The organism is Bacillus sp. CHD6a, assembly GCF_001293645.1.
Lineage (GTDB): Bacteria > Bacillota > Bacilli > Bacillales > Bacillaceae_I > Sutcliffiella_A.
The window spans coordinates 95,923-122,337 of sequence record NZ_LBMD01000001.1; the positions used below are offsets into that span (position 1 = coordinate 95,923).

Annotated in this window: 31 protein-coding genes and 1 pseudogene; 24 read left to right on the top strand and 8 right to left on the bottom strand. The window is 38.5% G+C overall.

Annotation, left to right across the window (positions count from 1 at the left end; all coding sequences use genetic code 11):
• The first annotated feature begins 22 nt into the window (after window positions 1–22).
• The 7 genes from AAV98_RS00555 (at window position 23) to AAV98_RS00585 (ending at window position 4,594) form a co-directional block, all read left to right on the top strand.
• A complete protein-coding gene (locus tag AAV98_RS00555) occupies window positions 23–673 on the top strand; it encodes a DUF429 domain-containing protein (RefSeq protein WP_231687672.1) in 651 nt (216 codons plus the stop codon).
• 81 nt (window positions 674–754) lie between these two features.
• Window positions 755–1,231, top strand: a complete 477-nt coding sequence (locus tag AAV98_RS00560) for a GyrI-like domain-containing protein (protein WP_060663612.1) — start codon at window positions 755–757, stop codon at window positions 1,229–1,231.
• 17 nt (window positions 1,232–1,248) lie between these two features.
• Complete coding sequence (locus tag AAV98_RS00565; protein ID WP_060663613.1) at window positions 1,249–1,740, top strand: GyrI-like domain-containing protein; 492 nt, start codon at window positions 1,249–1,251, stop codon at window positions 1,738–1,740.
• Between the two features lie 133 nt (window positions 1,741–1,873).
• The gene (locus AAV98_RS00570) at window positions 1,874–2,254 is read left to right on the top strand and encodes a GntR family transcriptional regulator (RefSeq protein ID WP_060663614.1); all 381 of its coding nucleotides are present in this window, start codon (window positions 1,874–1,876) and stop codon (window positions 2,252–2,254) included.
• A gap of 3 nt (window positions 2,255–2,257) precedes the next feature.
• Window positions 2,258–3,154 carry an ATP-binding cassette domain-containing protein gene (locus AAV98_RS00575; RefSeq protein WP_060663615.1) on the top strand — a complete coding sequence of 299 codons (897 nt, stop codon included), beginning with the start codon at window positions 2,258–2,260 and terminating at the stop codon, window positions 3,152–3,154.
• Window positions 3,138–3,893 (top strand): hypothetical protein, encoded by a 756-nt coding sequence (locus AAV98_RS00580; RefSeq protein ID WP_060663616.1) that lies wholly within the window; start codon window positions 3,138–3,140, stop codon window positions 3,891–3,893. Before AAV98_RS00575 ends, AAV98_RS00580 begins: the two co-directional genes overlap by 17 nt.
• A complete protein-coding gene (locus AAV98_RS00585) occupies window positions 3,890–4,594 on the top strand; it encodes a hypothetical protein (protein ID WP_060663617.1) in 705 nt (234 codons plus the stop codon). Before AAV98_RS00580 ends, AAV98_RS00585 begins: the two co-directional genes overlap by 4 nt.
• Before the next feature lie 44 nt (window positions 4,595–4,638).
• Here the strand turns inward: AAV98_RS00585 and AAV98_RS20450 are convergent, their stop codons facing one another.
• Entirely contained in the window at window positions 4,639–4,809 is a 171-nt protein-coding gene (locus AAV98_RS20450; protein ID WP_197284191.1) for a hypothetical protein, read from the bottom strand.
• Between the two features lie 516 nt (window positions 4,810–5,325).
• On the opposite strand from AAV98_RS20450, the gene AAV98_RS20115 reads away from it, so the two are divergent.
• The 4 genes from AAV98_RS20115 to selB all read left to right on the top strand — a co-directional run bounded on the left by AAV98_RS20115 (window position 5,326) and on the right by selB (window position 8,293).
• Window positions 5,326–5,475: a hypothetical protein gene (locus AAV98_RS20115; protein ID WP_156317544.1), complete on the top strand. Its 150-nt coding sequence runs from the start codon at window positions 5,326–5,328 to the stop codon at window positions 5,473–5,475.
• 165 nt (window positions 5,476–5,640) lie between these two features.
• The gene (locus AAV98_RS00590; RefSeq protein WP_060663618.1) at window positions 5,641–6,132 is read left to right on the top strand and encodes a hypothetical protein; all 492 of its coding nucleotides are present in this window, start codon (window positions 5,641–5,643) and stop codon (window positions 6,130–6,132) included.
• Window positions 6,133–6,192: 60 nt separating this feature from the next.
• On the top strand, window positions 6,193–6,420 hold the full coding sequence (locus AAV98_RS00595) for a spore germination protein (protein WP_060663619.1): 228 nt from the start codon (window positions 6,193–6,195) through the stop codon (window positions 6,418–6,420).
• Window positions 6,404–8,293, top strand: coding sequence for a selenocysteine-specific translation elongation factor (gene selB, locus AAV98_RS00600; protein WP_331456862.1), 1,890 nt, complete (start codon window positions 6,404–6,406; stop codon window positions 8,291–8,293). The genes AAV98_RS00595 and selB overlap by 17 nt, the downstream gene beginning before the upstream one ends.
• A 24-nt stretch (window positions 8,294–8,317) precedes the next feature.
• Here selB and selD read toward each other — a convergent pair whose 3' ends face one another.
• Complete coding sequence (gene selD, locus AAV98_RS00605; protein WP_082380706.1) at window positions 8,318–9,382, bottom strand: selenide, water dikinase SelD; 1,065 nt, start codon at window positions 9,380–9,382, stop codon at window positions 8,318–8,320.
• A gap of 220 nt (window positions 9,383–9,602) precedes the next feature.
• Between selD and AAV98_RS19760 the strand changes: the two are divergent.
• Together AAV98_RS19760 and selA are read left to right on the top strand one after the other, a co-directional pair.
• A pseudogene (locus tag AAV98_RS19760) lies at window positions 9,603–9,788 on the top strand (Rdx family protein); the annotation flags it as partial.
• A 79-nt stretch (window positions 9,789–9,867) separates the two neighbouring features.
• Window positions 9,868–11,265 (top strand): L-seryl-tRNA(Sec) selenium transferase, encoded by a 1,398-nt coding sequence (gene selA / locus AAV98_RS00610; protein WP_060663621.1) that lies wholly within the window; start codon window positions 9,868–9,870, stop codon window positions 11,263–11,265.
• Here the strand turns inward: selA and AAV98_RS00615 are convergent.
• Window positions 11,249–11,392, bottom strand: coding sequence for a small acid-soluble spore protein P (locus AAV98_RS00615; RefSeq protein WP_010193529.1), 144 nt, complete (start codon window positions 11,390–11,392; stop codon window positions 11,249–11,251). The genes selA and AAV98_RS00615 overlap by 17 nt on opposite strands.
• A 135-nt stretch (window positions 11,393–11,527) precedes the next feature.
• Here AAV98_RS00615 and AAV98_RS00620 point away from each other — a divergent pair, with 135 nt between their 5' ends.
• Complete coding sequence (locus tag AAV98_RS00620; RefSeq protein ID WP_060663622.1) at window positions 11,528–11,794, top strand: hypothetical protein; 267 nt, start codon at window positions 11,528–11,530, stop codon at window positions 11,792–11,794.
• 501 nt (window positions 11,795–12,295) lie between these two features.
• Here AAV98_RS00620 and sspO read toward each other — a convergent pair.
• A complete protein-coding gene (sspO, locus tag AAV98_RS00625; protein ID WP_010193533.1) occupies window positions 12,296–12,445 on the bottom strand; it encodes a small acid-soluble spore protein O in 150 nt (49 codons plus the stop codon).
• Window positions 12,446–12,741: 296 nt separating this feature from the next.
• Here sspO and acnA point away from each other — a divergent pair, with 296 nt between their 5' ends.
• The 3 genes from acnA to AAV98_RS00640 all read left to right on the top strand — a co-directional run bounded on the left by acnA (window position 12,742) and on the right by AAV98_RS00640 (window position 16,514).
• Window positions 12,742–15,447 (top strand): aconitate hydratase AcnA, encoded by a 2,706-nt coding sequence (gene acnA, locus AAV98_RS00630; protein ID WP_060663623.1) that lies wholly within the window; start codon window positions 12,742–12,744, stop codon window positions 15,445–15,447.
• 138 nt (window positions 15,448–15,585) lie between these two features.
• On the top strand, window positions 15,586–15,990 hold the full coding sequence (locus AAV98_RS00635; protein ID WP_060663624.1) for a hypothetical protein: 405 nt from the start codon (window positions 15,586–15,588) through the stop codon (window positions 15,988–15,990).
• Between the two features lie 14 nt (window positions 15,991–16,004).
• Window positions 16,005–16,514 (top strand): TlpA family protein disulfide reductase, encoded by a 510-nt coding sequence (locus AAV98_RS00640; protein WP_060663625.1) that lies wholly within the window; start codon window positions 16,005–16,007, stop codon window positions 16,512–16,514.
• 39 nt (window positions 16,515–16,553) lie between these two features.
• On the opposite strand, the gene AAV98_RS00645 is transcribed toward AAV98_RS00640, so the two are convergent.
• On the bottom strand, window positions 16,554–17,249 hold the full coding sequence (locus tag AAV98_RS00645) for a DUF1287 domain-containing protein (RefSeq protein ID WP_060663626.1): 696 nt from the start codon (window positions 17,247–17,249) through the stop codon (window positions 16,554–16,556).
• A 14-nt stretch (window positions 17,250–17,263) separates the two neighbouring features.
• Window positions 17,264–17,722, bottom strand: coding sequence for a DinB family protein (locus tag AAV98_RS00650; RefSeq protein WP_060663627.1), 459 nt, complete (start codon window positions 17,720–17,722; stop codon window positions 17,264–17,266).
• Between the two features lie 280 nt (window positions 17,723–18,002).
• Between AAV98_RS00650 and AAV98_RS19765 the strand changes: the two genes are divergently transcribed.
• From AAV98_RS19765 to AAV98_RS00670, 5 genes are all read left to right on the top strand, one after another.
• Window positions 18,003–18,137 carry an FbpB family small basic protein gene (locus tag AAV98_RS19765; protein WP_082153446.1) on the top strand — a complete coding sequence of 45 codons (135 nt, stop codon included), beginning with the start codon at window positions 18,003–18,005 and terminating at the stop codon, window positions 18,135–18,137.
• Between the two features lie 67 nt (window positions 18,138–18,204).
• Complete coding sequence (locus tag AAV98_RS00655; RefSeq protein WP_060663628.1) at window positions 18,205–18,348, top strand: acid-soluble spore protein N; 144 nt, start codon at window positions 18,205–18,207, stop codon at window positions 18,346–18,348.
• A gap of 91 nt (window positions 18,349–18,439) precedes the next feature.
• Window positions 18,440–18,682 (top strand): small acid-soluble spore protein Tlp, encoded by a 243-nt coding sequence (tlp, locus tag AAV98_RS00660; protein WP_060663629.1) that lies wholly within the window; start codon window positions 18,440–18,442, stop codon window positions 18,680–18,682.
• Window positions 18,683–18,794: 112 nt separating this feature from the next.
• Window positions 18,795–19,220 (top strand): acyl-CoA thioesterase, encoded by a 426-nt coding sequence (locus AAV98_RS00665; RefSeq protein WP_060663630.1) that lies wholly within the window; start codon window positions 18,795–18,797, stop codon window positions 19,218–19,220.
• A gap of 3 nt (window positions 19,221–19,223) precedes the next feature.
• Window positions 19,224–19,529 carry a hypothetical protein gene (locus AAV98_RS00670; RefSeq protein ID WP_060663631.1) on the top strand — a complete coding sequence of 102 codons (306 nt, stop codon included), beginning with the start codon at window positions 19,224–19,226 and terminating at the stop codon, window positions 19,527–19,529.
• A gap of 38 nt (window positions 19,530–19,567) precedes the next feature.
• Here AAV98_RS00670 and AAV98_RS00675 read toward each other — a convergent pair whose 3' ends face one another.
• Both AAV98_RS00675 and AAV98_RS00680 read right to left on the bottom strand, forming a co-directional pair.
• Complete coding sequence (locus AAV98_RS00675) at window positions 19,568–19,855, bottom strand: HesB/YadR/YfhF family protein (RefSeq protein WP_060663632.1); 288 nt, start codon at window positions 19,853–19,855, stop codon at window positions 19,568–19,570.
• A 185-nt stretch (window positions 19,856–20,040) separates the two neighbouring features.
• The gene (locus AAV98_RS00680) at window positions 20,041–21,231 is read right to left on the bottom strand and encodes a CapA family protein (RefSeq protein ID WP_060663633.1); all 1,191 of its coding nucleotides are present in this window, start codon (window positions 21,229–21,231) and stop codon (window positions 20,041–20,043) included.
• A 151-nt stretch (window positions 21,232–21,382) separates the two neighbouring features.
• On the opposite strand from AAV98_RS00680, the gene AAV98_RS00685 reads away from it, so the two are divergent.
• Window positions 21,383–23,161 carry a S9 family peptidase gene (locus AAV98_RS00685; protein WP_060663634.1) on the top strand — a complete coding sequence of 593 codons (1,779 nt, stop codon included), beginning with the start codon at window positions 21,383–21,385 and terminating at the stop codon, window positions 23,159–23,161.
• 200 nt (window positions 23,162–23,361) lie between these two features.
• Window positions 23,362–26,415 carry an efflux RND transporter permease subunit gene (locus AAV98_RS00690; RefSeq protein ID WP_060663635.1) on the top strand — a complete coding sequence of 1,018 codons (3,054 nt, stop codon included), beginning with the start codon at window positions 23,362–23,364 and terminating at the stop codon, window positions 26,413–26,415.

Consider the following 26,415-nt stretch of genomic DNA (forward strand, 5'->3'; position numbering starts at 1 on the left):
GGGAGGGAGTCAATTGATAGTAATGGGTCTGGACTTGGCTGGTCCAAGTAATCATAAAGATACCGTGCTTACCTTTTTTAAACAGAATGAAAATCATTTATTGTTCCAAAAAATGATCTCAAACATTAGCGACAAAGAAATACTAAACGAAATTATAGACTTAAGTGGATTAGATGAGCTCGTCATCGGAATAGATGCGCCATTATCCTATCAGGATGGTGGTGGAGACAGGGTAAGTGATAAACAGTTACGGAAGTTTATCATCTCCCTTGGGATGAAGCCAGGTTCCATTATGCCACCGACATACTCTAGAATGGTATATCTTACATTAAGAGGGATCAAACTCACAAGAGAGATAGAGAAACTCCATACAACTTTCCCTGTTTCTATAGTTGAAGTGCATCCTGGAGCAGCAATGGGGGCGAGAGTAACGAAAAAAGAATTGGATTACGTTCTTACATATAAGCAAAATCTTTCATCACGAAAATATCTTAAAACTTGGTTTGAACAACAAAATGTAATCGGGCTGCCAAAAGGGATAGAAAATGAAAGTCACTCCATCGATTCTTGTGCAGCATCGTTGGCAGCGTGGCACTGGGCGGACCATTCACTAAAGGCACCATGGATATTTTCTGCGCAACCTCCCCTGCATCCATTTGATTATTGTTGTTAGTTCCAAATTTTGAAAAGGATATTTCTATTTCACATCGAATTCTATTAATGGTGAATTTATCCAAAAAGAGCGGGTGTTTGTATGATTCAGAATTCTATTGCTACATTTAAGTGTGAAGTGGTTCAAAGAAAACTTCAGTTGGTTGGAAAAAGTGCGACAGGTAATTTTCCGCAGTCCTTTCCAGAAGTTGCGATGAATGTTCAACAAGATTTCGAGAATAGAAGAGACGAAGTGAATCATGTAGTAGATCATGAGGTAATTTATTGTCCGTACCTTGCAAATAGTCTTATAGCTACTTATTTTGCCTGTGTGGAAGTGAATGAATTTTCTTCCATTCTCGATGGAATGATGGCTATAAGTATACCTATGACAACATACGCAAAAATAAGCTGCTCAAACAAAACGGTAGATAAAGGATATGAGAAAATCTTTTACTGGATGAAGGAAAATGGATATCGCCAAGAAAGTCTCGAGAAAGCTTTTCCAATGGAAGTTTTTTATTTTGAAGACGATGTAGAAGAAGAAATTGTAGAATTATATATTCCTATTATTAATTAATAGAGGGGGATGCTTTAATGAAAACACTAGTTGGTGAGATAGTAACCATTCCTTCTTATCGTGCGATGGGTCTTAAGTGGGAAGGTTCTTATGCGGAAGTTCCAACATTAAAAGAACTAATTATACAGATGAGTAACAGAGTTAACGAACTAAGTTATATAAAAAATCCAGAAACGCAATTAGGGTTATCTTATCACCTAAGGCCAGATGGATTTATTCACTACTCAGGTTTTGAAGTGGGTGAAAAACAAGAGTTACTACCTGGAATGGTTGAAGTTACTGTTCCCGAGATGAGTTATTTTAAGGTTGCACATCCTAAAGGAAAAGATATCGGTGCCACCTATACAAAAATTTATCAATGGTTCAAAGAGTGTGACTATCAACCGTTAAAGGAAAAAGGGATAAATTATTTTGATGATCTTCCAATTAAGCATGAAAGATATCCTGTTGACAGAGATTTAGAAGATCCACATTTTGAAATCCTTATTCCAATTGAATTAAAATCATGAATAGAAAACGATGCCACTAGCAGGTGTCGTTTTTTTGTGTAAAAATATTCCTCTTTATCCGTTGCATTATTTTGGTAAATATAATATACTACATTACAACACTAATGCACTATGGTTGGATGGAGGTGGAACATTGATTCTGAACACGGATGGTACAAAGCCAATATATGTGCAAATTGCCGAATGGCTTGAGACGGAAATCTTAAACGGAAATTTCCTCACGGATCAAAAAGTATATTCGCAATATCAATTAGCAGAAATCTTTAATATAAATCCTGCAACTGCAGCAAAGGGTCTTACATTATTAGTGGAAGAGGAAGTCTTATACAAAAAAAGGGGACTCGGCATGTTTGTGACAGAAGCTGCACAAGCTATCATCCTGACAAAGAGGCGAGAACATACGTTAAAAAGGCTGGTTACTGACTTGGTATCAGAGGCCGAGCAACTAAATGTAGGCATGGATGAACTGCTTGAGATGGTTAGAAAAGAAGGTAAACAAAGCAAGGGGGAGTAATAGATGAAAGTAGTGGAATGTCAGGGATTGGTAAAGGAATATGGTCGCTCAAGAGCACTAAATGATTTGAGTTTCCAAATTAATGAAAATAAAATAACAGGGTTGATTGGTAGAAATGGTGCTGGAAAAACGACGCTCTTAAAAATAATGGCTGGTTTTCAGAAGCAGTCTTCAGGAGAGATCAGAGTGTTTAATGAGCAGCCATATAATAGCTTGTTGGCCTCAGCTAACAGCATTCTTGTCGATGATCAAATGGCGTTTCCAATTGCGTTAAATTTGGGAGAGGTGTTGGAGGCATTAGCATCATTTTATCCAAAATGGGATGCAAAGTTTGCAAGAAAACTATTTGAATATTTTTCCTTCCGCCAAGATTACCGTCATAGTGAATTATCCAAGGGGATGAAAAGTACCTTTAATATAATTGTTGGATTAGCATCCCGTTGTACACTGACTATGTTTGACGAGCCTACAACTGGAATGGACGCCTCTGTGCGTAAGGATTTCTACCGTGCGCTTCTTAAAGATTATATTGCCAATCCGAGAACCATTATTATTTCGAGTCATCATCTGGAAGAGATAGAGGACCTTTTGGAGGATATTCTATTGTTGAATAACGGTGTAAAACTGTTGCATATTCCCATAACTGATGTTAAGGAGTACGCGATTGGGGTGCAAGGTAAGACGAGTGTTCTTATTGAATGGTTAGAAGATAAAGAGGTACTTCACAGGAAAACGATCGGAACAGAGATATCTTATGCGGTTATAAAAAACACTTATACGGAGAAAATAATCCAAGATGCTAGAAAGTTAGAGTTTGTGCTTTCCCCCATCTCCTCCAACGACATATGCATCTACTTAACTAGTAAAGAAAGAGGTGGAATTGATGCAGTCTTTGAGTAAGGTTTCGTTTGATCAAGTCGTTAAGAAACAGTTTTTATATAAATTACGTGCCTATTCTGGGGTTTATATTTCATTGATTATCTTACAAGTAATAGCGGTCCTATTCTCTTTGAATGGAGTAGGTAATTCAAGTGGAGGTTCCGAGCTGGTCAGGTTGAACATTCACTATTATTCTGCGAATCTAATTTTCGTTTTTACGATGTTATGGGTTTTTATTGTATCCATCATCATCACTTCAAAAGCATTTAGGAATGATGATTTTTCTTTTGTAACAAATAGATTGAGCAGTGATCTGTCCAATGTTTGCTTTGTGGTATTGGTCAGCACCATTGGAACCATTACAGCACTTATGTCGAAGTACTTGCTACAAATAATCGTTCAATTGTTGCCCACATTCGATTCTTTTTATCATTTCCCAGTTTCCATGAACTATGGCAGCTTCCTTGTTATGGGAATCTTGACCGCATTTCTATATGTTTTGTTATGTGGTGCTGCTGGATACTTCGTGGGGACTTTGGTTAGGGTTTCTAGCTTATTCCAGATCCTTATCCCGGTTCTTTTTGTCGGATATCTAATTATTGGAGGCTTTGTTAGCCAGGTAAGTAGCCTTGCTCCCATTGTGGAGTTCTTCTATTTGGAAACATCTTTCATTGCATTTGTTTTGAAAGTACTCCTAACGGTGCTCGTTCTATTCGCAAGTTCTGTAGTAATATTCAATAGAATGGAGGTTAGACAATGAACCCAATGGCAGGTATCATTATCAATCTGGTAATCTTTATGGGAATTATTCTTTTTGTCTTCCTCTTGTTTTCGAAAGGGCTTAAAAGAGCACACATTACTTCCTCCGTTAAGAAGAATAGTTGGATTTTAGGTGGTTATATAATTATTTTATTTTTTTCTATGGTGATATACTTTCTAATGCCTGAAGCAGAACATATAAAATGGAAAGGCAGAGCAGAAGGTGAAAGCGACTTTCTCCTCTATGAAAGACTGATGAATAAAGAGAATATTGAAGAAAGTTACTTAGCTAGTAAAGAAACATACGACCTCACTGAAAGGGTTCTCGAAATTAGAAGTCAAGATAATTATTTTCAAGAATATATGATCATGTATGAAAAAACATCAGAAATAAAAGGTGAAATAGAAGTAAGACTATACAAGGGCATTCTTACTGTTGAACAATTTGACCTTTCAGAGGAGCTTCCAACTCCATCTATAATGTATTCTAATGGAATCCTAGAAGTTGAACATCCAGTATATTTTGAAAAGAGTATTGCCTATACAGCACCAGAGTTTCCATTCTCACAATTCAGTGGTCAACGTTGGACCATGCAAGGATACGGTCATTCTTCTAGTGATGCCATCATTTATGTCAAAGTTCCTGAAGACATAGAAGTTACATGGAATGAGGAATTCATGATCATACCTGAAGTTAAATAGCTTGTTGCAGAAAAAACCAAGCATGTAAAGTGCATCATGCTTGGTTATCTGTTTTTCTCATCTGATTTCTTTTTGGCGACATAAAAAGCCAAAATGACTAGTGGGATTGCGATAAAGATTGGGATGTTAATGTGACTCTGTGTCACAATAGCTAAAAGGAGTAAAACTCCTATTCCAATAATGATATACAAACATCCTCTGCCGAACGTCTCCAATCATTCTCCCCCTTAGACGCATTTGTTATTATTTAACATATGCTCTTTTTCAATGGAACAACCCTAAAAAGAACTTATTAATTTTCGTCTGAGATTTGGAAATGTCCGAAGATTTAACAGATTTGACCGAAGTTTTTGGAAAGTTGACCGAAGTTTTTCGGGAATTGACCGAAGATTTCATAAATTTGGCCGAACGAAATTTTCATATGACTGAAGGCGAGAATTTTTTGACCGAACAAGGGTATTGAATTGTCCGAACCAACCACTTTAAGGCAGCAAAATTGACCGAACTATTGAGAAAAGTGACCGAACCAAAAATTCACAACAAAAAACAGGGATATTTGCATTAAAAAAACCCTTGTCCATTTTCATACCATTTATAAGAGCCAACTCCTTCCATCGGTATCCTCGCCTTAAACCCGCCCCAACCTATTTTTACACCTCCCTGTCACAATTCTTAACAAAGCGCATATACTTTCCATTGTGTGATAAAAATTTTGAAAGGGAGTATGACAATTGAAGGAATTAATTATAAATGATCAAATGGTATTTGCAGATTATAAAGGAGAGACATATGCAACTGATTTTAAAGTAATCGAAGTGAATGTTTCTGATTCAACAGAGACCTTACCTGCATTAGTTAATCCAATAAAACTTAATTTTTAACATTTAAATAATGAGATCTTGCCATCCTACATAATGGAAAAGCAAGAAGGAAGAAGCGTAGCGACCATTCGTTACGCTTCTTTTGCATATACCAGTACAATATTTCAAGTTTGTCCAATTGATTGGTATAATCATAAACAAAGACGGTTTTAATGGAGGAACAATTTGGACCAGTATTGTACAAAGCATAAAAAAGCTCTCGTTGAGCGTTATCATAGAGACACGCAAGAAATTGAAGTGTATTGTGTGGATTGTGAAATAGAAAATAAATACGAAACTCAAGTGCAGAACAGTAGTCAGGTTAATAGAAAGATAATGAAGAATTTGAGCGGGAAAATATGGACAATTTTAGTTTTGTGCGCTCTAATCATTCTTTTTATCCCGATACATACTTTTGTGAAGGTTACCCTTTGTTTCATTTTATTACTTTTAGCCATAAAACTGATTTTCGACCCGTTTCTTTCACGGCCCCCTGAAGATCGAAAACCTGACTGGGACGATATCCGTGCTAAAGCGCTCAATCAAAGCAGCATCCAGGCGAATGAGGTAGCAAATATTAAAAGACAATGGAAAAAAGGCTTTTTGCAAGAATACAAGCATACATCCTGGACGGAAGAAGAGTGGCAACAATACTTGAAACAACACTATAAAAAATAGGACGTCCACCTATACAAGCATAAACATGCTGTCATACGCTATCAAAAAGGGGTGGCGTAGATGGGTTGTTGTATAAATAAAGTAGTGATAAAGAATGTAAATGGTGGGGTTGTAAACTTTGGGAATATCTTTAAAGCTTGTCCAATAGCGGAGGAAACAGGTGTAACAGGTTCGGGATCAGGAAATCTTGGGCAATGCATCAAAACTTTTACGAAGATTAGTGTCGTTAATGTGTGTGGCAAGAAAAACGTAGAAATAAATGATGAAATAGGTGAGGATTTTGACTGATAAGCACTATACAATTGGGATGGCAGGACATATTGATCACGGCAAGACTACGCTGACGAAAGCTCTGACCGGTGTGGATACGGATAGGCTCAAAGAAGAAAAGGAGAGGCAAATATCCATTGAACTCGGGTATGCGCCTCTAAAGATGGCTGATGGCTCCCTATTATCAATTATTGATGTGCCGGGGCATGAACGATTCGTTCGGCAGATGATTGCAGGGGTTTCTGGAATCGACCTAGTCATATTGGTTGTCGCAGCTGATGAAGGCGTTATGCCACAAACGAGAGAACATTTGGAAATTGTTAAATTCCTGCAGATTCAAAAAGGAATTATCGCTATAACCAAAAAAGATAGAGTGGAAGAAGAATTTCTGGAGCTTGTTAAAGAAGAAATCAAGGACGAGTTAGAGGGTTCCGTATTTCAACATGCGCCAGTTGTCTTTATAGACAGTACAAAAAATATAGGCATCGATGAGTTGAAGGTCACGATTTTAGATCAAGTAAAGAACATAACAGTCAAGCAGGAAAGTGGAGAGTTCCGTTTGCCGATTGATCAGGTATTTACGATTAAAGGACAAGGGACGGTTGTCCGGGGAACGATTATGGAAGGGTGGATACGCACAGATGACGAGCTTCAAATTCTTCCTTCAGGAGTGCCTATAAAAGCAAGGCAGCTACAAGTGCACAGTAAAATGGTTGAATTAGCAAGGGCTGGTCAGCGTGTTGCAGTGAACCTACCTAATATAAGTGCTGAAGCTATCAATCGAGGAGATGTGCTTGTTCATTCACAAACTTATGAACCAACAGATACCATTGATGTAAGTTTAACATTTATTAAGAAGCTTCAATATCCAATTAAGCAAAGAAGCGTAATAAAAGTACATATTGGAACAGCAGAAGTAATGGGGAAAATTATTTTTTTTGATCGAAATGAAATTCAAGACTCAAGGGAAGAAGTTTTGTGCCAGTTGCGTTTAGAGGAAGCAGTGACAGCCAAAAGAGGAGACAAGTTAATCATTAGAAGACCAACTCCAGTTGAAACAGTCGGCGGTGGTTGGGTTATACAAACAAAAGGCTCCAAATATAAATTTGGCCAAAACACGTTACGAATTCTTCAAAAAGTGAAAGAAGGAAGTCCGGAAGAAAGAGTCTACCAAGCACTAAGTAAAAATAAGTTGTTAGACATTAATGTACTACAAAAAGAAACCGGCTTAAGTAAAATGGAGTTAGAGGCTTTAATAGAAGCCGATAAACTAATCCAAATTACAGATTATTACTTTTCGGGTCTAGAGGATGTAAAAACTACTTTAGAACAAGTACTAAACTATATCCGTGATTTTCATCAATGCAACCCTTTAAAAGCAGGAGTGGCAAAAGCGGAAATACTTTCCCATTTTTCAAAATTGGCGCCTAAAGATCTAGTAGAATATGTTCTTCAATCACTTCAAGATGAACGGAAGGTAATGCGACAAGAAAGTTTGTTGTTTGATGCGGACTTTAAACCTCACTTCCCACCTTCTTGGAAAAAAAGGATGGAACAGGTTGTGACGCGTTTGGAAAGAGACGGTCTTACTCCTCAGCCATATACGGAATATGGACGTGAGGCTGGACTTCCTGAAAAAGAGCTGCGTGAACTCCAACACTACCTCATCAAGCAGACCAGGATGTATGCGCTGGATGACAAGCATCTAGTTAGTGTGCAACATGTAGACAATTCTATATCGATATTAAAGAAGATCTATCCGGAAAAAGTAGAGCTGAGCGGGGTAAAAGAAAACCTCGGATTGTCGCGCAAATATTTAATTCCATTTATGGAGTTATTAGATTCTTTGCAGATCACGAAAAGAGAAGATTCTGTTCGGTATTGGATATAATGGGTAACGGAGCTACTGAAGTATTCAGTTAGCTCCGCTTTTGTTAACATATATAGATTTTTCGTTTTTTTCTGAAACGGATCCAATAATTGTAGCACACACATCTTGCTCTTTCAGCTTACTTACATATTGATTCGCTTGAGATACTGGCATGCTTACAAGTAAGCCTCCTGATGTGATGGCATCACACAATACAAGTTGCTCATGGAGAGTGACGGAATCATGATAGTAGACATCGTTATTTATCCATTGGTGGTTGGATTTAGATCCTCCTGGTATGACACCATCTTCTGCCAACTCATATGTCCCAGTCAACACAGGCACCTTTTTCAGGTCGATATGTAAGCTTACGCCGCTTCCTCGAGCAATCTCACTAGCATGACCTAAAAGGCCAAAGCCTGTAACGTCTGTCACGGCATTTGGGCTGAATTCGTTCAACGTTTCAGCTGCACGTTTGTTTAGGGAGGCCATGGTCTCTGTTACAAGAGTAATTTGTGCATCCGTTGCCTTTTCCCTTTTGATAGCAGTAGTAATAATCCCTACTCCTATTGGTTTTGTCAATACTAGTGCATCCCCCGGGCGTGCGCCTGTATTTTTCCATATCTGGTCTGGATGGGCAAAACCTGTTACGGATAAGCCGAATTTTGGCTCCTGATCATCAATGGAATGTCCACCAACAATGACTGCACCAGCTTCCTTCACTTTGTCTAATGCACCTGAAAGGATAGCATGAAGAATATCTGGACCCAATTTCTTAATGGGATATCCGACAATATTTAAAGCTGTTTTTGGAGTGCCTCCCATGGCATAAACATCACTCAATGCATTGGCAGCAGCAATCTGTCCAAACATATAAGGATCATCCACAACCGGTGTGAAATAATCAAGTGTTTGAATCATAGCAATTTCATCAGTAATTTTATAAACGCCAGCATCATCAGAAGTGCTAAAGCCAACCAATAAATTGGGATCATAGTTATTTGAAGGTAAGTCACGCAAAACTTGCGCGAGGTCACTAGGACCAAGTTTGCATCCTCAGCCAGCTTTAGTCGATAGTGATGTTAAACGAACTTTTTCGTGTTCCGTCATAAAACCCACCTCCTGTCTACATTAAAGTATATTCCTTCTTTTCACACTTATCCAGTGATAAAGAATTGAATTTTGCGAAAAGATAGTAGATGTACTATGATAGTACTAGTGACTAAGAAGGAATATCTTGGTCATCGTAGTGAAAACTTGCATAGGAGGAAAAATCATGAGCAATTTCAAGGTTTCAATCGAATTTTGCATGCAGTGAAACTACGCGCCAAAAGCCGCGAGTTTCGCGGAATCGTTATTCACTCATTTCCGAACTGATATCTCGTCCATGGAACTAATACCTAGCTCCGGTGGAAAATTTGAAGTATCGGTAAATGGAGAAAACATTTATTCCAAAAAAGAAACAGGTGTGTTCCCGAAAGCGGAAGACATTATTGCACAATTGGAGAACAAGTAAGAGGGAAGGGGCAACCCTTCTCTTTTACGTTTTCCGTAAGGTATAATAGTTAAATGATTCAATGAAAAAGGTGAAAAATATGAATGACATTTTACGAAATATCCCTTCAGTTCATGAATTGAAAAACCAACATACATTTATCCTACTAGGTAAAAAGTACAATCTAGATGAAACTGTGCTTACTTCAGTACTTAGACAGGCTTTAGATGGGGTAAGAGAGAAAGTTAAACGTGGTATGCTAACGGATAAAACACTTACTTGTTTCATTTGGGATGAAATAGAAGAGATACTGAAATCAAAATGTAAACCTAGCCTTCATCCTGTTATCAATGCGACAGGTACCATCCTACACACTAATTTAGGACGTGCAAGGTTAAGCAGAGAGGCAATAAACCGGGTGATAGAAGTTGCGGAGAACTATTCCAATCTTGAGTTGGATATAAATACTGGGAAGCGGGGCTCTAGGCACAATCTTGTGGAGGAGTTAATAAAAGACGTAACAGGGGCAGAAGCGGCAATTGTGGTGAACAATAACGCAGCAGCTGTATTCATAATTCTTCATGCTTTTGGTAAAGGAAAAGAAGTGATTGTTTCAAGAGGCCAACTAGTGGAAATTGGAGGTTCTTTTCGGATTAGTTCTATTATGGAAGAGAGTGGTGCCAAACTTGTAGAAGTAGGTACCACAAATAAAACCCATTTAAAGGACTATGAACAAGCTTTGAGTGACGAGACCTCGATGGTATTAAAAGTACATACCAGCAATTTCAAAATCATTGGATTTACCCAATCTGTTTCAACAGAGGAGCTTGTCGGGTTAAAACAACGGCATGAAGACTTAATCGTCTATGAAGACTTAGGAAGCGGTGTGCTTTTTGATTTCTCGGTAAATGGAATCGGAGAAGAACCTGTCGTGAAAAAGGTGCTGCAGACCGGAGTGGATCTTGTATCCTTTAGTGGTGATAAGCTATTAGGCGGTCCTCAAGTAGGAATTATTGCCGGCAAGAAGAAACTTATTGATCAACTCAAAAGCCATCAATTAGCACGGGTGTTAAGGGTGGATAAGATGAGCTTTGCTGCTTTAGAAGCGACAATGCAGGCATACGCTAATAACAAAGCTGAGAGTATTCCTGTTGTGAGAGATATGCTTCTCACTCCAGAAGAAGTTCGCGAAAAGGCCATGATTTTCCTGGATTCCGTGAAAGAATTGGAATTATTTATATGGGATATTTATGATGTCGAATCAATGGTAGGCGGGGGGACTATGCCAGAAGTGTCACTTCCATCGATTGCAGTCAAGGTTAACTCGGAGGCCCTTTCTGCGCAGGCTCTAGCAGACGAATTAAGAAAAGGTACCCCAAGTGTAATTGTTCGTGTCCAAGAACAACAAGTGGTTCTGGATTTCCGAACTATTTCACATGGGGAGATACCTAAGCTTGCAAAAGCTTTTCGTGAAATAGAGCTTACATATCGTGGCTAGAATTATGTTTTTGGCGTGTATGCTGACGGTTTTTCACTTTATGAGATCCGCTTAAAGGTGCGGGCTGGCCTGATTGATTGTCTTTAGGTTGGTTTCTGACCATATCTTTATGACTGTTTTTGTTCATTGTTTATCTCCTCCTTTGCTTATAGTTTTTGAAAAATGGTCAGGTTTATGCTTCACTGTCTGAGGTATATTTTTCTTTTAAATGGGCAGTATAGGTAGAGCTATTACTTACATTGACCTAAAGGAGCGAATAGATATGCCATATCATAAAGATAAACAGCAAGCTTTCCAAGCAGCGCAACAAGGAACAGAACAGGCAAGAGATGTATACGAAGCAATTGTCCGCAATGATCCAAACTATGGCCATGATTTCAAACGATTAGAAAATGAAGTAAACGAAGCCATGGAACAGATTAACAATGCCCTTGAGGTAGCATCTGAAACACAACGCCCGCAACTCATGCAATTTCAGGCGGATCTGCAACGTCTGATACAGCAAGGAGAAGGGAATACGTTGGAGTAAAAGACTGTTTGTTTGTGGGTATATTTAGGCCAACCTTCGCCCGATAGTTTGGGTTTTAGGTTGGTTTTTTTGGTGTTGTTGTGGAGTGGTTGTTCATACGGATAGGATATTGATGGTCTTTTGTTTGGAATTGAGGAGAAAATGCTTGTAATGGGCGAAAAACGTCTGGCTTTTTTGGTGTTAGAAATGGTTCGGTCACTTTTGTTCTATCTTCGGTCAAAAAACGATGAAATTTCGAGAAGTTCGGACAATTAATAGGGGTAGTTTGGACATTTTTTGCGGGGTGTTCGGCCAATTAGAAATTTGGTTCGGTCACTTTTCGAAAAACTTTGGACAACTTGGCAGAATCTTCGGAACTTCGGTCAAATATCCAAAAACTTCGGACATTTGTATTTTGCAACTACTATTTACCTCATACTGACGTAGTGAGACCAGCAAGTAACAAATACAAAAAATCAACCCCACCAATCGGAGTTGATTTCACAACAATAAGTACTACTATTACTGATTCTTCTTACGTTTTTTATTATTCTGCTTTTGTGCTTCTGTCAAAGGCTCATTGGAAAGTTCCTCATTGTACCCGGCACCTTTTCCCTGTCCGCTAGCACTGTTCATTCCTTCGATGACATGGTTCGATTTTCTTTTTGCCACTTTGCCTCACCTCCAATTATAGTTTCTCCTGAGGTTTGAACGTCATGTATTGGTGGAATATTATGAAAGATAAGGGTAACTTATGTGATTTGATAACTTTATTGATATTTACTTATGAGAAATGTTGTATTAAGATAATATTGTAAGGACTATTCGGTGGGAGAAACAACTCGAAATTTGTCTCAAAGAAAAACATTCGCAAACGCTTTCTGCAACAAAGAAAGCTTGTTTTTCAATGCCTATTAATTGTTCATAGCGAGGTCCTATTAAACTATGAGTAGCAGGGGGTAATACATATGACGAAGCAAGATGTTTTTAATGCCCGCACTTCTTTTGATGTAAACGGCAAAACGTATCATTACTATTCTTTGCAAGCGCTTGAAAAAGCAAACATTGGTAACGTATCACGCTTACCATACTCCATTAAAGTATTATTAGAGTCCGTTCTACGCCAAGTAGACGGCCGTGTTATCACGAAAGAGCACGTTGAAAACTTAGCAAAATGGGGAACAGACGAGCAGAAGGACGTGGATGTACCATTCAAGCCTTCCCGTGTTATTCTTCAAGATTTCACAGGAGTTCCAGCTGTAGTTGACCTTGCGTCTTTACGTAAAGCAATGGCTGACGTTGGTGGAGATCCTCAGAAAATCAACCCTGAAATTCCGGTTGATCTTGTCATTGACCACTCTGTACAGGTGGATAAAGCTGGTACGGCTGACTCTTTAGACTTCAACATGAAGCTTGAGTTCGAACGTAATGCAGAGCGTTACAAGTTTCTTAGCTGGGCGAAGAAATCGTTTGACAACTACCGTGCAGTTCCACCAGCAACTGGTATCGTTCACCAAGTTAACCTTGAGTATTTAGCAAATGTTGTCCACGCAGTAGAAGAGAATGGCGAATATGTTGCCTTCCCTGACACGCTTGTTGGTACTGACTCTCATACAACGATGATCAATGGTATCGGTGTTCTTGGATGGGGTGTAGGTGGAATCGAAGCAGAAGCAGGAATGCTTGGCCAACCTTCATACTTCCCAGTTCCTGAAGTTGTTGGGGTTAAATTGACAGGTGCACTACCTAACGGAACAACTGCAACTGACTTAGCATTAAAAGTAACACAAGTATTACGTAAACATGGTGTGGTTGGTAAATTCGTTGAGTTCTTCGGACCTGGTGTATCTGAATTGCCGTTAGCTGACCGTGCAACGATTGCAAACATGGCACCTGAATACGGAGCAACTTGTGGATTCTTCCCAGTTGATGAAGAGTCTCTTGATTACATGCGTTTAACTGGACGCAGCGAAGAACAAATTAAATTGGTAGAAGCGTATTCTAAAGCAAACGGATTATTCTTCAGCCCTGACGCTGATCCTATCTACACAGATGTAGTAGATATCGACCTTGGGGAAATCGAACCAAACCTTTCCGGACCTAAACGTCCACAAGACCTTGTGCCACTATCCATGATGCAGGAAACTTTCCGCAATGCATTAGTAGCTCCACAAGGGAACCAAGGCTATGGTTTAACTCCTACTGACATTGCTAAAGAGGTAGAAGTGACATTGGCTTCTGGTGAGAAAACAACGATGAAAACAGGATCTATTGCGATTGCATCTATTACTTCCTGTACAAATACATCCAACCCATACGTATTGATCGCTGCTGGTTTAGTTGCGAAAAAAGCGGTGGAATTAGGATTGGAAGTACCAAGCTTCGTGAAAACATCCTTAGCGCCTGGTTCTAAGGTAGTAACAGGATACTTACACGACTCTGGACTTCAACCATACCTAGATCAATTAGGTTTCAACATCGTAGGTTACGGTTGTGCGACATGTATCGGTAACTCCGGTCCATTAGCAGATGAGATCGAAGAAGCAGTAGCAGAAAACGACTTGCTCGTTACTTCTGTACTTTCTGGTAATCGTAACTTTGAAGGGCGTATCCATCCGCTTGTAAAAGGTAACTACCTTGCATCTCCACCTCTAGTTGTGGCATATGCATTAGCTGGTAATGTTGACGTTGACCTTCAAAACGACGTCATCGGAAAAGACAAGGATGGAAACGATGTATTCTTCAAGGATATTTGGCCGTCCATGACAGAAGTGAAAGAAGTGGTTAAATCCACAGTAACTCCAGAGCTATTCCGCAGAGAGTATGAGCATGTATTCGATGACAACAAGCGCTGGAATGAAATCCAAACTTCTGATGAGGCGTTATATTCTTGGGATAATGATTCCACATACATTCAAAACCCTCCGTTCTTTGAAGGGTTGACTGCTGAAGCAGGAACTGTAGAGCCACTTTCCGGTCTACGTGTTGTTGGAAAGTTTGCTGATTCTGTAACAACAGATCACATCTCTCCAGCAGGTTCCATCGGAAAAGATACGCCTGCAGGTAAATACCTACAAGCAAACGGTGTTACTCCTCGTGAGTTTAACTCTTATGGTTCTCGTCGTGGTAACCATGAAGTAATGATGCGTGGTACGTTTGCAAACATCCGTATCCGTAACCAAATCGCTCCAGGTACAGAAGGCGGCTGGACGACTTACTGGCCGACTGGCGATGTAATGAGCATTTATGATGCTTGCATGAAGTACAAAGAAGAAGGCACTGGTCTTATGGTCATCGCTGGAAAAGACTACGGTATGGGAAGCTCCCGTGACTGGGCTGCTAAAGGAACAAACCTACTTGGAATTAAAACAGTTATCGCGGAAAGCTTCGAAAGAATCCACCGCAGTAACCTTGTTCTAATGGGAGTTCTACCATTACAATTCAAAGATGGCGAAAGTGCAGAAGTACTTGGCTTGACTGGTAAAGAAACGTTTGAAGTAGCTGTTGACGAAACAGTTAAACCACGTGACTTTGTAAAAGTTACTGCTACAGACGAAGAAGGTAACAAAAAAGAATTTGAAGCACTTGTTCGTTTCGATAGCGAAGTAGAAATCGACTACTACCGTCACGGTGGTATCCTGCGTATGGTATTGCGCGACAAGCTAAAAGCATAATGAATGATAGATGGGCTGGTCTCTTAAAGAGGTCGGCTTTTTCTTTTGATTTAAATGTTATAAAATTGACATAGGTTAATGGAAATTACATCATTACGTATGATTAAATGATAGTAATACAATGTAGAGGAGTAAGAAATGGATGCTATTCAATTAGGTCCGCTGTTAATAAAGAAGTCGTACCTGGTTCTTCTTTTTTCGTGTCTGGTAGCATATCTTTATATTGCTATCTACTTTAGAAAGAAACCAGAAATCTTTAAAACGGTGGAAAATCATTTAACAACGGGGTTGCTCATTTGGGTCCTTATTTTTAAATTCAGTATTATTATATTCAGGCCGTCCATTATTTGGACAAATCCTTATGGACTGTTATTTTTAACAGGGGGGACTAGGGGATTTTATTTAGCAATGGTTGTAACAATAGTTTTCTTATTTTGGAAACTTCATCAATCAAACATACATATCAAAACTTCTGTAATTATTCTGATTCCAAGTATTTTCATAATCATCTCTAGCTATTACGGAATAATGGCAATTTTATAAAGGTGGGAATAAAGATGGTAAAAAAAATAATAGCAATTGCCTTTCTATTAGCATTAAGTGGCTATGCTATCTTTCAGGTTTTTGGAGAAAAAGATCCGGCTACTGGTACACAAGCAGGGGACAAAGCTATGGACTTTGAACTAAGTACATTAGACGGAAAAACAGCCCAACTTTCTGATTATGAAGGAAAAAAAGTCATTGTGAATTTCTGGGCTACGTGGTGTGGACCATGCCGAGCTGAAATGCCAGAAATGCAAAAGTTCCACACAGAAAATGAGGATGTCGTGATGCTTGCTGTTAATTTGACTACTAGCGAGCCGAGTATAGATTCAGTAAAGAAATATGTACAAGAGGGAGGATATACTTTTCCAATTCTTCTTGATGAGGAGGATATCTTTAGGCACTATCAAGTCTTGACTATGCCTTCTACTTTCTTTATCGATTCAGAGGGTGTCATTTCCTACATGCATTTAGGACCCATGACATATGAATTAATGGAAGAACAGGTTGCGAAAATGAATTAATGAGAGAGGTTGTACAGAGAAAAATCTGTGCAACCTCTTTTAAAATTTCCAGCGAAAATGCCCGGTTATTGGCGATTTAAAAGATGTTAACTTAATTTCAGATGCAAAGGGGTACGTATTGTGAATAATGTATGGGATCCCATCTTTTGTCCGTTTATTAGAAACGATGCCAACATGATCAAAATCTCCACCAAGAAACACGACGATGTCACCAGGTTGCCATTGACCTAAATTTTGTCTATCACCTTTTTTAACTTCAGTGGTCAATGATTCTGCATACCTTTCAAAAAAGACAGCTTGGTTTGGGACACGCCTAAAGTCAATATTAGGGTCAGGTGAATCGCCGACTCTTGGATACAATCCTGTATTTTCAGCAATGTCTTGATCCATAAGTTCCTTTAAGTTTATTGCTGCTCCTAATAAGCCACGCCAGACCACGTCCGTACAAACACCTTCTGTATCTGGTGGATATCCACCGTCATAATACACACTTTTATAAGGTGTACGCTGCTCTACTTCTTTTCTTGCAGTATAGACGATGTCTAACTGATCTGGAATACCATTACTATTTTGATCTGAGTCAGATAAAGTGGATGGGATATCTATCGTTTTCGTAAAAGGAAGAGACACATTGATCCCAAAATAGTCCCAAATGATCCCCTCTTTAAAGAGAAAGGTAAAGCATAAAAGAATGGTTAGGAAACATGCGGTAATCATCCACGCTTTCTTCTTCATGACTCACCTCCAAGTCAGTCAGTAAGACTTTTAATTTGTTCCATATGGTGCATATCGTGTTCCACAAACATGCGCAGGAACGATTCGGGAGTATAATTGCGCTTATTCTTTCCGATGGTGAAGGTAACTTCTTGGTCCAAACTCTCCATTTTGTCCATTAACTTATTCCTTGTGATCACAAATTCCTCTAAAAGTGAATGAGAGTCTCTAAAGGATTCAATTGATTCAATAGCTTTTTGATTGTATGTATCATGGTCAGGGAAGTCAGGAAGAACGCTGTTGTCTTTCATTTCAGGTACCATGTTTTCCAAAAGAAATAAATCCCAGAAGTAAATATGTCCGATGATTTCTTTTATTGACCACTTGCCTGTTGAAATAGGTTTGATTAATACAGTTTCGTCCTTTGTTAAAAATGAACAGAAAAACTCCATATTGTATTGATAATTTTCATAAGTTGAAGTTGTCGATTTCATCAGTAACCCTCACTTTTCAAAATATTCTTTCTTTAAATTGTACCTTAAAAACATTAAAGTAACAAGAACATATATTCGGCTATGCTAAATGGACATTTATACCAGTTTTCAATTTTCTGAATTTGGTTATATAACTACTAACTATCCTCCCTTACTACTTTCTAAAGACTGACCTCTTCAAATTTTCATGAAATTCTAATTAATTTCGCAGAAAGTTATCATAATTTTAGAGTATTTTGGACATTAATACTATTACAATAATAATTAAGTAGGTGAGACGATGAGAAGAATACGTAAACGTTCATTTGAAGAACTTGTTCTAGAAAACAAACAGCTGTTATTAAAAGATGAAGAGGCACTGCGTAAAATTGAAGATCGCTTAGAAGAAAAAATGTTAAATAAAGCAGCAGAATAATTTTCAAATATTTCTTGTTATGAAAATCCCTCCTCCTTGAGATAGTAAAGGTAGGAGGGATGTTTTTATGAGTAATCCAAAAAGAGTCAGCAAACGGATGGAACCAACACATATTGGTACAAAATCACGTGAGGCTGGTGGAAATAAAGGCAAACAAATGCAAGATACATCAGGTAAACACGCTCAAGTAATGCAAACAAAGGGTGAATAACACATCCAACTTTTTCAAGTGTTTTTTATGCTTTCAGAGTAAAGAATATAGCTTGTAGTACCATTCATTCGATAAAGGGAGGCGTTTTGTTATGGACCAAAATAAACAACATCGTGCAAACCCGGATGATCGCAGTGATAATGTAGAAAAACTACAAAGCATGGTGCAGAACACAATAGAGAATATTGAGGAAGCACATGACTCCATGCAATTTGCCAATGAAGAGGAAAGAGCTCGCATTGAAGCAAAGAACCACCGTCGCGAAGAAAGCATTGCAGCTTTTAGATCTGAGATTAAAGACGAAGCGAGTGCTCGCGAAAACGGTTTTAAGTAAAGAAGAAAGGACGGGCAGCGTTATGCCCGTCTTTTTTGCACTCTTTTCATGTGGAAAAATATTCTTTTATGTTATCATTATCAAATACATCTAAGTAAATGGGGGAGAAGAAATGTTAATTTCTAAAAAAGAGATTGAAGTTCGTTATGCGGAGACAGATCAAATGGGGGTTGTGTATCATGCTAATTACCTGGTTTGGATGGAACTCGGCAGAACACAGCTTATTAAAGACTTAGGCTTTTCCTACGCACAAATGGAGCAGGACGGAGTTATTTCGCCTGTTATTGATATAAATGTTACATATAAGAAACCGCTTCGTTATGGTGAGGTTGCTACAATACATACTTGGATTGAAACATATGATGGCTTTCGAGTGGTCTATGGTTATAAAATTCTTACACCACAAGAAGAAATAGCATTGTTGGGAAGTTCTTCTCATGTTTGTGTTAAAAAGGATAATTTTAAGCCAATAATCATTCGTAAAAAATACCCGGAGTGGCATGCTGCATACGAAAACGCTAAAAAACAAGGAGAGTAAAACATGGCTTTCGGAATCAAACGTGGGGAACTTCAAGAATGGAAAGAAAAAGTAAAAAGAGGGGAGATTGCCTTTCTAACACACTATTGGATTCATCCTCGTTTTGATGGCATTACCACAGTAACAAAAGCCGGTTGTTGTGATGTGAATAAACTCATCAATTGGGGGCGGCAATATGGCTTGAAGGAAGAATGGATTCATAAAAGAGAAGAATATCCCCATTTTGATTTAATCGGAGATACCCAGCTGGAGATTTTGAAAAAAGAAGGTCAATGGACACAGGTTCATCGATTCTTCGAGCATAAATAAAGAATTAGGACTTATATAGCCCTAATTCTTTTTTATGTTCATTCGTAGTCAAATTTAGGTTCATTTAATTGTTCATCGAATTTAATATGAAGATCATGACCATCAAAGTACCAAGCATCTTTTTCTTCCACAAAGAACGTAATGCCGTCTTTTTCTGTGGTAGCAACAGCTTGATCAGGCTCTTCTTTTACAATTCCTAAAGAAAATCCCTTTTGGACTGTACTGCATCCTCCATAGCGCACTTGGAATTTTATGTTATCTCCTTTTTCTAAATGCAGCTCTTTTTTATACCATTCTAAAGCTTGCTCTGACATGTGAATATTCATAACAGCAACTCCTTTTGTCTCTTTGATTGTATTACGTTGCCTTGAAAAAAGGAATGATGCTTTCGCATGAACGCAATATGTATTTACATCCTTATTATACCTGAATTCCACATATGCAACCAAATGAAACAACTTTAGACAAAATAAAAGCACCGACCCCAATTATTGGTCCGGTGCTTGAGAATTTAGTTTCTTATTTCATCTTCTTGTAACCACTGATACATATGCTTCATCATTTCTTCGTTCTTAGCTTCTGCCTGTGGAAAACCAAATGAAGCTGCGTCCTTTAAGGGAACCACATGATATTTAGTAGGATTAATCTGTGAAACATACGTAGGGATAAAATTATCTACTTTAATATCAATTTTGCTCTCTGGACCATTTACCGTTTTTTCCACATGGAGTTGAAGAATACCACCAATATCTTTATAGTCATCTTTTTGACCAGAAAGGAAATTACCCAAAGAATAGACAACAAACATCTTTCCGCCATCCGGCCTTTCCATGAATTTCATCGGTTGAAGTACATGAGGGTGATGACCTATAACTATGTCGACCCCAATTTCAGCCAGAAAGTCTGCAAGTTCCTCTTGTTCGGAATTTGGATAAAGGATATATTCTACCCCCCAGTGCATGGCTACTACGACGACATCAGAATTTTGTTTGGCTTCTTCCACGTCTTTTTTTATGGCCTCACGATTAATCAGGTTAACAAAGAACTCTTTCCTTTCCGGAACAGGAATACCGTTTGTACCGTATGTGTAAGACAAGAAGGAGAATTCTATGCCATTTTTGGACAGGGTCCGTAATCGTGCTTTATCTTCATTGCTCTTATAGCCACCGACATATTCCATCCCGATGGTTTCATAATGGTTAATGGCATTCATGATGGCCTTTTCGCCGCGGTCCAATGTGTGGTTGTTGGCGATGCTAACAATATCAACGCCAGCTTCTTTTAGAGCATCAGCCACTTCAAAAGGACTGTTAAAACTAGGATAATTTGATAACCCTATTTCCGTTCCCCCTATGATTGTTTCTTGATTTGCAATGGAGATATCGGTTTCGAGTAGATAAGATTTCACTTTGTCCAGCATTGGATTAAAATTATAGCTGTTTTCCCCTGTTTTAGCAGCATTATAGACCGTGCTATGTATAAGCAAGTCTCCTACAGCGGAAAGGGTTGCTTCCGTACGAAAACCCTTTTCTTCTTTTAATGACTTCGTGGAATGATGTAATTTGGCAGGTTGTACAACAAGCTCTTCATGATTATTGTTCCCAAAGAAACTGTCAAAATGTTTAAAAGACAATACAGAAAAAATGGTTCCCAATAGCAACAAAATAAGAATTGGGATTAAATATTTTACTTTTGTATTCATTGTATATGACCCCTTATATCTATTTCTTTACTCCACAATATAACATAGTTAAAGTGAAGTTAACCATAATTTGTCGAAATTTCAAAAAATTAAAGGATTTTTGTTTTAAATCAAGAAGTAGTAAGGGAAAACAGATAAAGGGGGAAGTCAATTGCTTACGTTCAAAAAACCGGAAGTGGAACAGTTCTTTAAAGTATTTAATATTGAAGATTTTACGTTAAGTCCTGATGAAAAACAGTTAGTGTACAGTACAAATCTCACTGGTCACTATAATGTTTGGGCAATGGATTTACCGAATCAATATCCATACCCGCTCACATTTAATAACCAAAGCTGTCATGGCTTAAAGTACGACCCAAACGGAAAATACATATTAGCAAGCTTCGACCAGGATGGGAATGAACTGACGCAAATTTATGCTTTACCAAGCAGCGGCGGTGCATTGCAGGATGTTAGAGTAGAACTGGAGCACCGTCATATGTCTGCGAGTTTTTCTAAAGACGGCGACAGAATCTATTATACAAGCACCAAAGGAAACGAAACATATTTAAACTGTTATTGTTACGACTTAAATACAGAAAAAGAGGAGTTATTGGTCGAAGGGACAGATGCATCTACCTACTTAATAGCCGTTTCAGAGGATGAAGAAAGCTTCATCACCTTAAGACATTATGCAAATACGTACACACAAGCATATTTACATCAAGGAGGCACATCAACTAAACTAACTCCAGAAACAGAGAACCAGCACACCGTGGACAGTGCAGTATTTACTGGGACAGACTCTATTTATCTTGTAACGGACTATGAGGATGATTTTGGTTACCTCGCACATTTTGATCTGGAGACGAAGAAGTTTACGAGAGTTTCGAATAGTGACATGCATTTCAATGATATGTACTTAGATAAGACAGGAAATAAGTTGTATCTTGTTTCCGCAAAAGGTGTGGAAGATAAGCTCTATACTTATTGTTTAGAGAACAATGAACTGAATGAAGTTAACAGTCCGGTGTCTATTATTGAGAAAGTAGTAATCGGTAAAAGTGAATCGGTCTATTTACTAGGAAAAAATGCTTCAAAACCAGCAAACATATTTAAAAAAGAAGAGGACGGTTGGGTTCCTTTAACAAATAACCGTGTCCCTGCCGTGTCGGATGAAGATCTTTGTGAACCTGAAATTCTCTCGTATCCATCCTTTGATGGACTTGAGATTGAAGCTTTATTTTTTAAGGCAAAAGAAGAGGTTTCAAATGGTCATGTGATCCTTTGGCCGCACGGTGGTCCACAGTCTTCTGAACGAAAGTTTTTCCGCTCCTATTTTCAATTCCTTGTAAATAGAGGATATAGTATTTTTGCTCCAAATTTCCGTGGATCTTCTAACTACGGACTCGCCTATATGAAAATGGTGGAGGGAGACTGGGGACATGGACCTCGTCTTGACAATATACATGGGTTGGAATGGATCATTGAAAAAGGATTTGCAGACAGAGATAAGATATTTTTGATGGGCGGCAGCTATGGTGGATACATGGCATTATTGCTACATGGTCGTCATCCAGAGTATTTTAAGGCTGTTATTGATATTTTTGGTGTCAGTAATCTGTTTTCCTTCATTGATTCTGTGCCGGAACACTGGAAACCGATTATGAAACAATGGGTGGGCGACCCAGTTGAAAATAAGGAGCGCCTGACAATTGATTCCCCTATTACCTACCTTGATACCATGACAAAGCCAATGCTAATAATTCAAGGTGCTAACGACCCCCGCGTGGTCAAAAAAGAGTCAGATCAAATAGTCGATGCGTTAAAAGAAAAGGGTCGAGACGTAGAGTATCTTGTACTGGAAGATGAAGGACATGGGTTCTCAAAAAAGGAAAATGAAATTAAGGTATTCAGGGCTATCTTGAACTTTTTAGAAAAACATAAATAATTATTTACAGATTGTGTGGGACTCGATTTTTATCGGGTTCTTTTTTTTCACAAAGGGATGGAGCTCTAGCGGTAGCCTCATCTACGCCTCAAGAAGGATTTTCCAAAAAATCGTCTTTATTTGAATTTGTACAGCATATAATCAATTTTGGGTGTTGGGAATGTATTCTTATTATTGTGAATGGGGAGGAGACTTTGAGGATGTCGATAATGGATTTTGTTTTAAAAAGGAAAATCGCTGTTGGACTTTTAGTTGTGTTCGTATTTATGATTGGCTTCTATTCGCTGAACAAACTAGATCAGGAATTGATGCCACCTATTTCCTTTGACATGACAATTGTCCAGGTAGACGCAGGACAAATGCCTGTATTGGATGTAGAAGATAAAGTAACAAAACCAATTGAACAAATTCTAAGCGGATTAGATGGTGTGGAATCTCATACTTCTGCTACATATGTAGGAAAGTCTTCTATCACTGTCATGATAGAAGAAGGAAGAGGGGATGAAGTACATAAAAATATAGAGGCCGCAGTAGCACCTTTGTCCACGCAAATTCCTGGTGTTCAGTATATAAATAGTTTTCAAATGACTACCAGTCAGGAATATGAGTTTTATATGGATATTTTTAAAGGTAACATGCAAGACATTTCGGCCTTTGCAAAAAATGTAGTAGAGCCCAGACTAGAAGCATTGCCGGAAGTAAGCGATGTGAAGTTTGATGGATTAGAAGAGAATGAAGTGATCATTCAATTAAAGAATAATGAATTACAAAAAGCTGGTGTGGACTCACAGCAAATCATTCAAACAATCCAACAGTCTAATCTGATAACGTCCTTCGGAGAACTAACGGAGGAAGCAAACGAACCAACTGTCAGATGGAATACCTCTTTAACAAATGTGGAGGATATTAAAGGTATTCTTATACCGACAGTGTCTGGTGTGAAAGAACTTAATGAACTTGCTGAAATTAATCTCCAGGTTCGGGAAACTTCTTCGGGTGTTTGGAAAGACGGTAGTCAGGACGTGGTAATGGTACAAATTGGGCGTGTTTCTGAAGTTACACAAATCGAAATGGCAGAAGCGGTCCGTGCGGAAGTGGAGAAAATAAGGCAAGAAGGACTTGTTAATGGATTTGAATTTGAAGAAGTAGTAGCTCAAGCAGATTATGTTAGCGAAGCAGTGGATGGTGTTTCAAGCAACATATTAATCGGAGGATTGCTGGCCATCGTAGTGCTTTTCCTATTCCTTCGAAATGTAAGAGCAACCATGATCATTGGTATCTCTATTCCAATATCTATCTTACTTACTTTTGCAAGTATGTGGTTTTTAGGATACAGCATTAATATGCTGAGTTTAATAGCTCTAGGGTTAGGAATTGGTATGATAGTGGACGCTTCCATCGTTATTTTAGAATCGATTTATCGTAAAAAAGAGCAAGGTTTACAGAACCGGGAAGCTGTATTAACTGGGGTAAAGGAAGTTGCCTCTGCGGTATTTGCCTCGATGCTAACCACCATTGTTGTTTTCTTACCAATCGGTTTGTTAGGTGGAGAAGCTGGGAAGTTCATGATCATATTATCTGTTGTAGTGATTGTGACACTCGTTAGTTCAGTGATCGTTTCTTTCACACTCATCCCATCCCTTTCTGAAAATTTCTTGACATTGACCAAAAAGCAACAAACTAAAAAAGAGAGTAAAGTTATCTTGTCTTATGGTAGGTTCATCAGTTGGCTGACCGTTAAAAAGCGCAGACGCTACGGTGTCATCTTTCTATTTTTCGTCATGTTTATCAGTTCTTTAACGTTAGTAACAAAAGTGCCGATGACCATCATGCCTGACATGTATAATCGTTATTCGGAAATAATGGTTACCTTAGATAAAGGAGTGACACCAGACCAGAAAAACGAAATAGCAGAAGCAATACATGCCAAGCTTGTTGATACTCCGGATGTTAAAGAAGGTTTTGTACTCGATCAGATAGAATTTATGTTTGTTCTAATTAACATGACCCCAGAAGAAGTAGCCACCTTAGAGCAAAAAGAAGTAAACGAGCAAATTCTTTCGGGATTGCTTGAATTAAAAGAAGATTATCCTGTTGTGGACGTTACTTCTGTTATGAGTGCTGGAGCAAGTTATCCTGTTCAAATCGAGTTAAGTGGAGAGGATCTTGATGGTCTGACGTCGCTTTCCTCTGATTTGGTAAAAAAATTAAATGAGATAGATGGAATCATAGGAACCACTACATCACTTGGAACACTGATGGACGAAGAATTAATTGTTCTAAATGAAGCAGAGATGACAATGGACGGAATAACTCCGTTACAAATTTTAGGGCAATTAAATAGTTTATCTTCTTCCGTTCCAATAGGTGCTTTGCAAGACGAAGACGCAACACCTATTTTAGTTGCTCCAAATGAAGTAATCACAAACAAAAAGCAGTTATTAGATCTTGAGGTTAACACACAGGACGGTCCTAAAAACCTTTCAAATTACATTTCATTTAAGCAAGTGAAAGCACCAGGGCAAATTGATCATAAAGACGGGGAGCGGGTTGTCAAGGTTCTGGCGAATATCGAGGAACGTGATTTAGGCTCGGTAAACAGAGATGTCCAAAAGATGGTCGAGGAATTTAATACACCAGATGGGTATACCATTTCTCTTGGCGGAAGTTTGGAGCAACAACAAGAAGCCATTCAGGATATGTTAGTCATCTTAGTCATTGCTATCTTCTTGGTATATGTTGTGATGGCTGTCCAATTCAACCATTTGCTACATCCAATCATTGTGATGACGATTATTCCAATGACATTCACTGGTGTTATTCTTGGCTTGCTTTTAACGCAGCGTGAATTGAGTATTATGTCAGGGATGGGGGTCATTATGTTAATTGGGATTGTTTTAAATAATGCTATTCTATTGATTGACCGAGCCAAACAGCTGAGAGCAGAAGATTATGCAGTAGGGGAAGCAATGGTAGAAGCGGGTATGAATAGAATACGCCCAATCTTCATGACGACGTTGACGACAGTTGGAGGAATGTTGCCGCTTGCCATTTCAACAGGAGCAGCAAGCAACTATCAGGCACCATTAGCCACAGTGGTCATTGCTGGACTATTGTTTTCAACTTTAATAACATTGGTACTGATTCCTTCTGTCTACATGCTTTTCCATGATCTTGGAGTGGGTATCCGTAAAATGTTCAATCGAAAAAGAAGAGATGGAACAGAAATTTCAACTACTAAAAAAGCAGTTTAA